The organism is Exiguobacterium sp. SH5S4, from assembly GCF_004337045.1.
GTDB classification, from domain to species: domain Bacteria; phylum Bacillota; class Bacilli; order Exiguobacteriales; family Exiguobacteriaceae; genus Exiguobacterium; species Exiguobacterium aurantiacum_A.
The window spans coordinates 71,480-83,301 of sequence record NZ_SJUQ01000012.1 but is presented as its reverse complement, the minus strand read 5'-3'; the positions used below and the strand labels follow the sequence as shown (position 1 = coordinate 83,301).

General features: G+C 50.7%; 12 protein-coding genes. 3 read left to right on the top strand and 9 right to left on the bottom strand.

Annotated features, from left to right (window positions below):
- Nucleotides 1-233: 233 nt before the first annotated feature.
- The 5 genes from ahpF to EVJ32_RS08490 all read right to left on the bottom strand — a co-directional run bounded on the left by ahpF (nt 234) and on the right by EVJ32_RS08490 (nt 6,362).
- Nucleotides 234-1,757 (bottom strand): alkyl hydroperoxide reductase subunit F, encoded by a 1,524-nt coding sequence (gene ahpF, locus EVJ32_RS08510; protein ID WP_131457885.1) that lies wholly within the window; start codon nt 1,755-1,757, stop codon nt 234-236.
- A 12-nt stretch (nt 1,758-1,769) separates the two neighbouring features.
- Nucleotides 1,770-2,333 (bottom strand): alkyl hydroperoxide reductase subunit C, encoded by a 564-nt coding sequence (ahpC, locus tag EVJ32_RS08505; RefSeq protein WP_016510347.1) that lies wholly within the window; start codon nt 2,331-2,333, stop codon nt 1,770-1,772.
- 340 nt (nt 2,334-2,673) lie between these two features.
- Nucleotides 2,674-3,468, bottom strand: coding sequence for an SRA domain-containing endonuclease (locus EVJ32_RS08500; protein ID WP_070328017.1), 795 nt, complete (start codon nt 3,466-3,468; stop codon nt 2,674-2,676).
- Between the two features lie 97 nt (nt 3,469-3,565).
- On the bottom strand, nt 3,566-5,434 hold the full coding sequence (gene htpG, locus EVJ32_RS08495) for a molecular chaperone HtpG (RefSeq protein ID WP_131457884.1): 1,869 nt from the start codon (nt 5,432-5,434) through the stop codon (nt 3,566-3,568).
- Between the two features lie 301 nt (nt 5,435-5,735).
- A complete protein-coding gene (locus EVJ32_RS08490; protein ID WP_131457883.1) occupies nt 5,736-6,362 on the bottom strand; it encodes a TetR/AcrR family transcriptional regulator in 627 nt (208 codons plus the stop codon).
- Between the two features lie 122 nt (nt 6,363-6,484).
- Here EVJ32_RS08490 and EVJ32_RS08485 point away from each other — a divergent pair, with 122 nt between their 5' ends.
- Entirely contained in the window at nt 6,485-7,234 is a 750-nt protein-coding gene (locus EVJ32_RS08485) for an SDR family NAD(P)-dependent oxidoreductase (RefSeq protein ID WP_131457882.1), read from the top strand.
- Nucleotides 7,235-7,334: 100 nt separating this feature from the next.
- Nucleotides 7,335-7,964: an immunity protein Imm33 domain-containing protein gene (locus EVJ32_RS08480; protein WP_131457881.1), complete on the top strand. Its 630-nt coding sequence runs from the start codon at nt 7,335-7,337 to the stop codon at nt 7,962-7,964.
- Between the two features lie 28 nt (nt 7,965-7,992).
- On the opposite strand, the gene EVJ32_RS08475 is transcribed toward EVJ32_RS08480, so the two are convergent.
- Entirely contained in the window at nt 7,993-8,319 is a 327-nt protein-coding gene (locus EVJ32_RS08475; RefSeq protein ID WP_131457880.1) for a hypothetical protein, read from the bottom strand.
- 120 nt (nt 8,320-8,439) lie between these two features.
- On the opposite strand from EVJ32_RS08475, the gene EVJ32_RS08470 reads away from it, so the two are divergent.
- Nucleotides 8,440-8,874: a hypothetical protein gene (locus tag EVJ32_RS08470; RefSeq protein WP_016510346.1), complete on the top strand. Its 435-nt coding sequence runs from the start codon at nt 8,440-8,442 to the stop codon at nt 8,872-8,874.
- 30 nt (nt 8,875-8,904) lie between these two features.
- On the opposite strand, the gene rluF is transcribed toward EVJ32_RS08470, so the two are convergent.
- The 3 genes from rluF to EVJ32_RS08455 all read right to left on the bottom strand — a co-directional run bounded on the left by rluF (nt 8,905) and on the right by EVJ32_RS08455 (nt 11,774).
- Complete coding sequence (rluF, locus tag EVJ32_RS08465; protein WP_131457879.1) at nt 8,905-9,615, bottom strand: 23S rRNA pseudouridine(2604) synthase RluF; 711 nt, start codon at nt 9,613-9,615, stop codon at nt 8,905-8,907.
- Nucleotides 9,616-9,674: 59 nt separating this feature from the next.
- Complete coding sequence (locus tag EVJ32_RS08460) at nt 9,675-10,322, bottom strand: C39 family peptidase (protein ID WP_131457878.1); 648 nt, start codon at nt 10,320-10,322, stop codon at nt 9,675-9,677.
- 75 nt (nt 10,323-10,397) lie between these two features.
- Nucleotides 10,398-11,774 carry a YjiH family protein gene (locus EVJ32_RS08455; RefSeq protein WP_131457877.1) on the bottom strand — a complete coding sequence of 459 codons (1,377 nt, stop codon included), beginning with the start codon at nt 11,772-11,774 and terminating at the stop codon, nt 10,398-10,400.
- Nucleotides 11,775-11,822: the final 48 nt, after the last annotated feature.

Below are 11,822 nucleotides of genomic sequence, written 5' to 3'. Positions count from 1 at the left end.
TGGCGCGAAACAAAACGTCAGACCTGAAAGGCATGACGTTACAGAGCGTGATGGCGATCATCGCGGTAAACCTGAAGCGGATCATCACCCTCTCAAAAGAAAAAACAGGATAAGGGCAAGGAAAAAGAGCGATTGTCCCGACTTGAGTCGGTCCAATCGCCCTTTTTTCTGTTCACGCTCGGATAGAGCGGAGGTTTTTCAGTGCCCTCCCCACGTGGAGGACGAGTTTTTCGTTAGTTGCGGATCATGTAGTCGAAAGCACCGAGTGCGGCTGTCGCACCAGAGCCCATCGAGATGATGATCTGTTTGTAGGCACTGTTCGTGCAGTCGCCTGCCGCGAACACGCCTGAGATGTTCGTCGAACCGTGATGGTCGACGATAACCTCTCCGAAGTTGTTGCGTTCGACCGTATCGAGCCAGTCCGTGTTCGGGACGAGGCCGATCTGGACGAAGACGCCTTCAAGTTCGACGTGATGCGTTTCGTTCGTCTCACGAGACATGTACGAGATCCCGTTCACTTTATCCGTACCTGTGATTTCAGTCGTCTGGGCGTTCGTGACGACGGTCACGTTCGGGAGACTGTGAAGACGGTTTTGAAGTACTTGGTCGGCCTTCAAGTCAGGTGCGAACTCGAGTACCGTGACGTGCTTGACGATGCCGGCGAGGTCGATTGCCGCCTCGACGCCAGAGTTACCGCCGCCGATGACCGCGACACGCTTGCCTTCGAAGAGTGGACCGTCACAGTGTGGGCAGTAGGCGACACCTTTGTTTTTAAACTCGGCTTCGCCTGGGACGTTGACGTTGCGCCAGCGTGCCCCTGTCGACAAGATGACACTCTTACTCTTCAGGATCGCGCCGTTTTCAAGTTCGACTTCGACGAGGTCTTTCTTCTCAAGGCGCTTCGCACGTTGAAGATTCATGACGTCGACGCCGTATGCTTTCACGTGCTCCTCTAAGCTCGCGACGAGTTTTGGACCTTCTGTGTACGACGTGCCGATGAAGTTTTCGATGCCCATCGTGTCCATCACTTGACCACCGAAGCGTTCAGCGACGATGCCGGTACGAATGCCTTTACGAGCCGCATAAACGGCCGCACTTGCACCAGCCGGACCACCACCGATGACGAGGACGTCATACGCCTCTTTGTCTTCGAACGCCGAAGCGTCAGGACCTGTGCCGAGTTTCGCCAAGATCTCTTCGAGTGACATCCGTCCGTTACCGAACGCTTCTCCGTTCAAGAAGACGGTCGGGACGGCCATGATTTCTTTCGCTTCGACTTCTGCCTTGAACGCGCCGCCGTCGATCATCGTGTGTGAGATGTTCGGGTTGAGCACGCTCATGACGTTAAGTGCTTGGACGACGTCCGGACAGTTATGGCAGCTGAGGCTGATGTACGACTCGAAGTGGTACGTGCCTTGGATGTTTTGGATTTGCTTGATCGCATCTGCGTCGACTTTCGGCGCTCGGCCGCTCACTTGGAGCAACGCGAGGACGAGTGACGTGAACTCATGACCGAGCGGGATTCCGGCGAAGACGATGCCCGTCTCTTCAGACGGACGGTTCACGCTGAAGCTCGGTGTGCGTTCGAGCGTGACGTTTTCGACGGAGATACGTGACGACATGCTTGCGAGCTCGTTGACGAGGTCGAGCATCTCGTTTGAGACGGCGTCATCACCAGCGCTCACACGGAGGACGACGTCGCCCTCCATGAGCTGCAAGTATTGATCTAGTTGTTGTTTAATATCTGCTTCTAACATGGAATCCGCTCCTTACAACTTGCCAACGAGATCGAGGCTTGGACGAAGTGTCGCTGAGCCTTCTTCCCATTTCGCTGGGCAAACTTCGCCTGGGTTGTTGCGGACGTATTGTGCTGCTTTGACTTTGTTGACGAGCGTGCTCGCGTCACGGCCGATCCCGCCTGCGTTGATTTCGACAGTTTGGATGACGCCGTCTGGGTCGATGATGAACGTACCGCGGTCAGCAAGGCCATCTTCTTCGTTCAAGACGTCAAAGTTGCGTGAGATCGTGTGTGACGGGTCGCCGATCATGATGTATTCGATCTTGCCGATTTTCTCTGACGTTTCGTGCCAAGCTTTGTGCGTGAAGTGTGTGTCTGTAGATACTGAGTAGACTTCGACGCCGAGGTCTTTCAATGTCGCGTATTCGTTTTGAAGGTCTTCAAGTTCAGTCGGGCAGACGAATGTGAAGTCAGCCGGGTAGAAGCAAACGACGCTCCATTGACCTTTAAGGTTGTTGTCTGATACTTCGAGGAATTCTCCTGTTTGGAACGCTTGTGCTGTGAATGGTAAGATTTCTTTGCCGATTAATGACATGGGGTATGTCCTCCTTGGGTTTTTACTCTAGCGGAATTGTATCTCTACTAGAATAATTATAATGTAATACTAATTTCATATAACCAGACGAAATTGTCAAGACGTATGCATGCTGCCTAAAAGGTTGATCTATCAAGGTGTTTATGTAAAACCGCATCAAAACAGTAAAGAAAACGGTTACATGAAAACTGCTAATTTGTTTTTTAAAACTCATATAAAATGAGTAGAACAGTTATTGGTTAAAAGAGTAAAGAAGAGATTAAGCGCTTCATTCTCGTAAATAATCAACATTTTATCAATTGCATACAAAAAAACCTTATCCATATTGGATTAAGGTTCGTCAAGTTGTTAACTTATGAATCAGTTGTTTATTATAGTCCGCTCCGTCTTTCCCTTTATGCATGCGAGCGTGGCAATTTGGGCATAATGCAGCCACTTGATCAGGACGTGATAATCCATCATCTGATTCTTTATATAAAGAATGGAGTTCGAGATAAGGACCTTCTTCTGTTTCAAAAGGGGCTTGGTTTCCACAAGCTTCACAGCAATTATTTGCCCGAGCCAGCACAGCGTAATAAAGAGCTGCTGTTTGTTCGCGAACTTGTAATTTTCGAGCTGGCATACTTAAACCAGTAGCTCGTTTCGGATCACGTAAAGCAATTTCATTTAACTCTTCAACGGTTTTATAGCGCATAGTTGATGCAAAATGATGGGCTTCTTCTTGAACAACGTGTAGCGGTTCGAATGCAAAAACGATTACTTCGCGCTGGTTATGGTGTTTATCAATTCCGAATTGAATGTCGTAACCGATTAAAATAAGTTGATCCACGAAGCGATAACTACCTTTTCCAAGTGATTCGAAGAGATAGACGTCTTCTCCATTTTCGATATGGTTTAGAAGAGCTTTGTTTCCAAAAGAAAAAGATTGGTTCCCTTCTTGACCCTCACCGCTGTAATAATATAAACCGTCGTCTTCACTCCAGCCATTCTTGTATCCAAACTCTTCATCCATCCCGCTATCAAAAATAAAGATTAGCTTATGTTTGTTCGGAGTACTAATTCCACGTTGACGACTCCCGCCGTATTGATCGTGAAGGACAGAGCGTTTGTATAGTTTGTTTTTTTCGAACAGCATATGTCACCCCGGTTCCGATGTTTTTATCTTCTTAAATTGTACCATGACTAAGTTAGAATAAACGAAAAAGGCAGAGGTCGCCCTCTGCCTTGGTTCATCATTCCGCCATCAACGCACATACTGCATTCGAATACGCTACCGGATCTTCAAGCGGTAATCCTTCGATGAGGAGTGCTTGCTGGTAAAGAAGATCGGTATATTGTTTCGCTTTCGCCTCGTCTTCCGTATAGACGCGTTGCAACGTCTGGAAGATGGCGTGGTCGGCGTTCACTTCGAGCACTTTTTCTGCTTTCATGCCGCCGCCGTTCGGCATCGTGTTCATGATCTTCTCCATCTCGATCGAGACGTCACCTGCGACCGTCAAGCAGACCGGGTGCGACTTGAGACGAGTTGACGCGCGCACTTCTTTGACGCGATCGCCGAGCTCGGTCTTCATGAAGGCGAACAAGTCTTTATTGTCTTCGTTGAGCGAATTCGCCGCCTCATCGTCGAGGCCGAGGTCACCGCTCGCGACCGACTTGAACTCTTTGTCTTCATATGACTGGAGCACTTTGATAGCGAACTCGTCGATCTCTTCTGTGAAGTAGAGGATCTCGAAGCCTTCTTCTTTCAAACGCTCCGTTTGTGGGAGAAGATCGATACGATGGATCGATTCGCCCGTCGCGTAATAGATGTACTTCTGGTCCTCTTTCATACGCTCGACGTATTCTTTCAGCGAGACGAGCTTTTTCTCGTTCGACGAGTGGAAGAGGAGCAAGTCCTTCAACTCATCCTTCGCGGCGCCGAACTGGTCGTAGACGCCGAACTTGATTTGGCGGCCGAACGCGTCGAAGAACTTCTCGTAGTCCTCGCGCTCATTCTGAAGCATCTTCTCGAGCATGCCTTTAATTTTCGACTTGACGTTCTTAGCGATGACGCGCAGTTGGCGGTCCTGCTGCAACATCTCCCGGGAAATGTTGAGCGATAGGTCTTCCGAGTCGACCATCCCTTTGACGAAACCGAAGTAGTCCGGCAATAAGTCAGGCGACTTCTCCATGATCAAGACGCCGTTCGAGTAGAGCTCGAGCCCTTTCTCGAACTCTTTCGTGTAGTAGTCGTACGGGACCGTCGATGGGATATAGAGGATCGACTGATAGCGGATCGAACCGTCGACGTTCAAGTGGAGATGTTTGAGCGGCTCGTCGAAACCGTAGCGCTTCTCGTGGTAGAACGCCGTGTAGTCCTCGTCCGTCAATTCGTTCTTCCGCTTGCGCCAAATCGGGACCATACTGTTGATCGTCTCTTCTTCGACATAGTCCTCGAATTCTTCCGAGTCGTCTTTTGGACGGTGTTTCGTCACGTCGAGTTTGATCGGATAGCGGATGAAGTCCGAATGCTTCTTGATGAGCGAGCGGACCTCATATTCCTCTAAGAATGAAGAATACGTATCGTCTTCGGTGTCGGCTTTCAAGTGTAAGACGATCTCGGTTCCGATCTCTTGTTTAGACGTCGGCTCGATCGTATAGCCATCGATGCCGTCTGACTCCCAAAGATACCCTTGGTCACTGTCGACGGAACGGGTCCGGACCGTCACACGGTCGGCGACCATGAACGCCGAGTAGAAACCGACGCCGAATTGACCGATCAGGCTGTGGTCTTCTTCCATCTTCGTCGCCTGCTTCATCGCGAGCGAGCCGCTCTTGGCGATGATCCCGAGGTTCGATTCGAGTTCGTCTTCCGTCATCCCGATCCCGGTGTCACGGATTGTGACCGTACGTGCGTCTTTGTCGAGTTCGACTTTGACGAAATAGTCGTCCTTGTTGAAGTCGATCGCCTCGTCCGAGAGGGCGCGGTAATACATCTTGTCGATGGCATCACTCGCGTTCGAGATGAGCTCACGCAGGAAGATGTCCTTATGTGTATAGATTGAGTGGACCATCAACTCTAAAATTCGTTTCGATTCGGCTTGAAACTGTTTCTTTGTCATGACCGTTCTCCTTTATCGTTCGATTTTGGCACTCTGTATATAAGAGTGCTAACACTCTTCATTATCCTAATTTTTGGAGAGATGTCAAGGCGGATGAAAACAAAAGATTGACGACGAAGCATCATTCGAGTATTGTTGAGTACATGCGATGAGCTGGTCTATGTAAGACGGCGGACATTCCTTCGGGAGCACGTTGTGGAGCGTGGTTCGACGCGGTAGACTTTTCGAGAGCACCTCTTTAGAGAGGTGCTCATTTTTTTTGCCTAAACATCAAGCCCCTTCAACTGCGAAGGGGCTTTTGTCATGCCCGCACGTAAGCGAGCAGCATCTCTTTCAAGACACGTTGTTGGATCATTGGGTCGATATCTTTCTCTAAATAGCTGATGTGCGACTTCAAGATGATGTTGTTGCCGAACGTGCCGAACGTGTTGATGACTGTGATGACCGTCTCTTTCACGTCGATATCGTGACGGAACGACCCGTCCGTCCGCCCGTCTTGGATGAGCGGCTCGAGCGTCGCCATGATTTGGCGCTGTAGTTCGATATAGCCGTCGATTCCCGGCAGCGGGGAGGCGACGAACGAGGCATAGCTCTCGAACGCCTCACGGAATCGGGAGTGGCTCGTCTGACGCAGTTGTTGCCCAAGCAAATAATCGAGTATTGCTTCTAGTCTTGAATAGGCGTCTCCGGGATGCGCCGTCAATTCCTTGAAGACATGCAGCGTCGGTGTCAAGTTATGGACGGCGGCCGCGACGATCAGTTGGTCTTTTTTCGGGAAATAGCGGAACAGCGTCGCCACCCCGATGTTTGCAGCGTCGGCGATGTCCTGCATTTGGACGCGCTCAAACCCGTCTTTCAAAAAAAGTGTCTCAGCTTGATCGATGATGTGATTCAAGCGCTCTTCTTTATTTTGTTGTCGTTTGTTCATCTAATCACCTCTTTGTTGTCTCGTCATTATAACGTGTTCAGGCAGTTTCGTTGAGAATCAAATGTGCCTCGTCTATTATTGTGATAGTTAGACTATCGTAATTTAAGAATGGAGAGAATTTAATGCGGTTAAAGGGGAAAGTTGCGGTCATCACAGGTGCAGGCAGTGGGATGGGAGAAGCGACGGCGAAATTGTTCGCAAAAGAAGGGGCGACGGTCGTCGCGACCGACATCAATCTTGAAGCAGTAACGAACGTCGTCGAGGCGATTCGGGTGCAGGACGGGGAGGCGCTTGCGATTCGCCATGACGTGACATCACGTACAGATTGGGAGAAGGTTTACGCAGAAGTCCAAGCAACGTGCGGCAAGCTCGACATTCTCGTCAACAACGCTGGCATCGCGCTCGCTAAACCATTTTTACAGCAGACAGAAGACGACTGGGCGCGGACGTATCGCATCAACATCGATGGCGTCATGCTCGGAACGCAATATGCGATCCCGCTCATGGAGAAAAATTACGGCGGCTCGATCGTCAACATCTCATCAATTTCGGCGTTGACCGGTATGGCCGGAGCAGGAGCGTATACGGCATCGAAAGGTGCGGTCCGCTCGCTCACGAAAGCAGCAGCAGTCGATTACGGCAAACAAAACATTCGCGTCAACTCGATCCACCCGGGCTATATCGTCACGCCGATGAGCGCGCCGCATATGGAGCATCCGAACTATAAACAACATTTCTTGAATCAAGTCGCCTTGCCGAATTTAGGGACGGCACATGAGGTGGCGGCAGCCGTCTTGTTCCTCGCGTCAGACGAGGCGAACCATATCACCGGCATCGAACTCCCGGTCGACGGGGGCGTCACGGCTAAATAAAAAAAGAAACTCAGTTCTTCAATGAACTGAGTTTTTTTATACGCGACGATAGCTATGCTAGACTGATATTCAAAAGGAATGATTATGAGGAGGGGATTGGATGGACTGGTATTTGGACAATGTTGAATCCTTACATAAAGAAGCGCCATATACGTTCTATATTCCGAGCAAAGAAGTGTTGAATCAGTTGAAAGTTGATGACTACGTAAAATTGATTTTTACGACTCAAGTCGCTGAATCTGACGGGTATCGTGGTGAACGCATGTGGGTTCAAATCACAAAGATCAACGGGAATGACTTTGAGGGTGCTCTAGACAATGAGCCGGAGCGCTTACCGATAACGCTGGGTACCATCGTGTCGTTCGGGGTGGAACACGTTAGTCAGACTGAATATGAGGATCCAGATGCAGCCAAATGGGATTATTATTCCGATACGCTCGTGACGGTCAGCGCGGACGTGTTAGAACGAGAAGAATTTCATTTCATGTTGCGCGATGAGCCTCATGGGGAAGGCGACTCGGGTTGGTCGTTTTTGAGTGGTTACGAGGACGATGCGTACTTAAGTGACGCCAAAAACTTTCGAATTGTGCCGATTGGAGTCATCTTGAATATTGATGACTCGATCCTAATGTTCACCCAACAACCACCGCTTTGTGCGTATGAACGGGACGAGGAAGGGAAGTTTCAAGAAATCCAAGATTATGATTGGGATGGGTATTTGAATGGCTAACAAAAAGGAGCGCTGTGCTCCTTTTTGTCTACTCTATAATCCCGACAAGTTCCATGACGAGCAGGACGAACAATCCTGAACCGAGGACGGCGGCGAAGAAGACGAGCACGGCGTACTCTCTTTGTTTCAAGATGGCCCACCAGCCGGTCACGAACGCCCCGAGACCGAGTGCGAAGAACGTGGTCATATAGCTAAGTCGAAGCATGTGTGCGGCGTTGTCGCTCCAAAGAGTTGACGTGAACGTCGTGTCGAAGTTGTCGAGCAACAAGAACGGCACGTACATGGCGAGGAACAAGCCAATGAGAATGATCGACCACTTGCCGACCGAGGTGCGGGGGAACAGGGCGCCATTCATGACGATTCACCTCTTTTCCGTACAAGATCATCTGTATTTTATTTATTCCCGTTTTTACCGGAAACGATTAGTCGATTCACTGAATTGTCATGGTATAGTCAGAAAAAAAGAGGTGAAGGTATGGTGCATCAATTTGAGATGGAACGGATTTGGATGGATGAGACCGAGTTGTTTTACCAGATTAGGCTTCAGCTCCATGCATCCGTCTGTTCGAGCAATCAAGATGTATATATGCAGGACGAGACACTGCAAGAACTGATTGACTCGATCGCTGGATTCAATAACACCTGGGGGAAGGAACCCGTGATTTGGCAGTTATTGGACCCAGATGCGGATGACCAAAAAATCAGCCTCACGTTCACGCTGATTGATCGGACAGGCACGATTCAAGTCGACGTCTTCATCCATGACGAGTGGCAACACGATCCGTTCGACCATTTCCATGCGGCCTTCAAATTCAGGACGACAATGGGGCAACTCGATGACTTGAGCGCCCAACTGAAACGTTTTATCCATCGTGAGACCGACCGTGTCTCATCGCTCTATGAACGCTAACAAGCCCAGACAAAAGCGTCTGGGCTTGTTTCAGTACCATTCTTTCGGTTCGTAATTCAATTCGCGGAACAACTGCTCGCGCTCTTTTTTCGACAGGTCGCGCCATTGTCCGGGCGGGAGCTTGCCGAGCGTGATGTTCATGACGCGCACGCGTTGAAGGCGGTATACTTCGTAACCGAGCGTCTCACACATGCGGCGGATCTGGCGGTTCAGTCCTTGCGTCAATGTGATGTTGAAGTCGAACTTCGACAGCGGATGGACTTTACACGGTAACGTCTTTTGACCGAGGATCTTGACGCCGGCTTCCATCTGTTCGACGAACTCTGGCGTGATCGGCTTGTCGACCGAGACGATGTACTCTTTCTCGTGCTCATTTTCGGCGCGCAAAATCTCGTTGACGATGTCGCCATCATTCGTCATCAAGATGAGCCCTTCTGAGTCTTTGTCGAGCCGGCCGATGTTGAAGATGCGGAGCGGGTGGTTGACGAGGTCGACGAGGTTGCCTTTGACTTTTTTCTCTGTCGTACTCGTGACGCCGACCGGTTTATGGACGGCGATGTAGACGTTGTTGCGGGCGACGCGGGCGGCCGAACCGTTGACGAGTACTTCGTCACCCGGGTTTACTTGGTCCCCGATTTTCGCTTTCTTCCCGTTGATCGTGACCCGTCCTTCTTCGACGAGACGATCGGCTTGGCGGCGGGACGCCTTGCCAGATTCACTAATAAATTTGTTAATACGCATGGTTACACGTCCTTATGAAATGATACTTCACTATACCGCATTTAGAGGGGGGATCACAATTACTGTCCGCTAGGAGGAAGGACGCGGGTGATGCTGCCCCAAAAGTTGAACTCGTTGAAGTCGATATAACGGATATTCTGTGAGCGATTGTCGAGCACCTCGAGCAAGACGACGTCCGGGAAGCCGGGCTTTTTAAAGATCATATAGCCGATTCCGGTGACGGAATGATTTTTATAAAATCCGTTCGCCATGTTCAAAATGAACGGCCGCCCGGCGGACATTTCCCGTTCGAACGTCGACCACTTCCATAAATAGCGAGAACTCCCGTGCCCATCATAGCCATAACGAGACCAGAGTTTTGTGACGATCGCACTGATTCGTGTCGGCGGCGTCCCTTTCTCGTCTTTGAACTGATGGGCGAGGGCGATCTCGCGCGCGTCTTGTTGGAGTTGAAACACGTCGTCCGGGATGTTGGGATAGCCGTGGTCATGGTAATAACGGAAAATGGCCGTCATCGATGTGAGGGTACAATTATTCTTCCCGCCATTGAACGCTTTTTGGAGCAATACCGGGACGCCGTCGATGTGCTGCTTGGATGTCAACGTCCAATGGCCATGATAGCGGTCATTCATATACGCTTCCGGGTCGATGATGCCGGCATAGCTTTTTTTCGCGGCCTCAAGCTGTCCGGCATAATGATGTTCCATGGCGCACCCCTCCCTTTTCTCCATTATACAAACAACGCCTCTTCCCAGGGAAATATGAGAAGAGGCGTTCTGTCGTCAAAAGACCAAGTGGGCGATCCCGACGACGATCGGGAGCGTGATGAACGTCCGGAGCAAGAAGATGAGGACGAGGTCGACGAATGAGATCGGAAGTTTCGAGCCGAGGAGCAGTCCCCCGACTTCCGACATGAAGATGAGCTGCGTGACCGATACAGTGGCGATGATGAATCGTGTCATCTCGCTCTCGATACCACTGCCGAGGACGGCCGGCAAGAACATGTCGGCGAAACCGACGACCATCGTCTGAGCGGCGGCTTCCGCCTCCGGCACTTGCAACAGCATCAAAATCGGTTCAAACGGTTTACCGAGAATCGTAAATAGCGGCGTGTACTCAGCAGTGATGAGCGCGATCGTCCCGACGGCCATGACGATCGGCAAAATACCGAGCCACATGTCGAGCACGTTTTGGAAACCGTCTTTCAACGTGGCAACGAAGCTCTTGCTTGAGCGTGACTTGAGCAACGCTTGACGGAGTGCCCATTTCGGCATCGAGACATTGGCCGGTACCGGCTCTTCCGGTTTCAACTCGGTCTCTTCATACGGGGTGTCGGCTTTTTTCGACAACGGATAAATCCGTGGCATGATGAGCGCTGCGACGATACCTGACACGACGATGGCGCCATAATATTGTAAGAAGTAAGCATCGAGCTCCATATACGACAAGATGACGATTGTGAACGTGATCGAGACGACCGAGAACGTCGTGGCGATGACGGCGGCCTCTCGTTTTGTGTAGTAGCCGTTCTCATATTGTTTCGTCGTCAACAGAATCCCGATCGTCGCGTCACCGACCCAAGATGCGAGCGAGTCGAGCGAGGCCCGGCCCGGCAGTTTGAAGAGTGGGCGCATCACTTTGGTGAGCATCGTCCCGACGAACTCGAGCAGTCCGAAGTTCAACAGGAGCGGCAGCAACATGCCGGCAAATAAGAACGTCGCGAACAAAATCGGAATCAAATCATACAGCAACAGGCCACCCGTAAACTCGGATGTGATCATCTCCGGCCCGATCACGAGCAACGTCATCACCCCGGCGATCAGACCGACGACCCGCATCCCGAACCAGAACGGTGTGACGTTGAACAGTGAATTGAAGTGTGGCCGCTCAAGGACGAACGCCGGTTTGGCCATGTACGTCCAAAGTGACCCGAGCACCGAGATGCCCATCATGATGACGGCGAGTGTCGGGACGACACCGCCGATCAGGCCGATCAATTGGTTCGACAAGAAGGCGACCGGGATCGTGAATCCGTCATCGGTCGGAATCGGCACGATGAAAAACATGAGTCCGATTAAAGAAGGAATCAAAAATTTTAAAAAGTCGTTGGACGTGAACGATGTCCCGTCTTGACCAGGCTTGTTTGGTGTCTGATTCATGTTAGTTACCCCATTTCCCCGAAATAGTAGTTGGCGCATATCACCCGC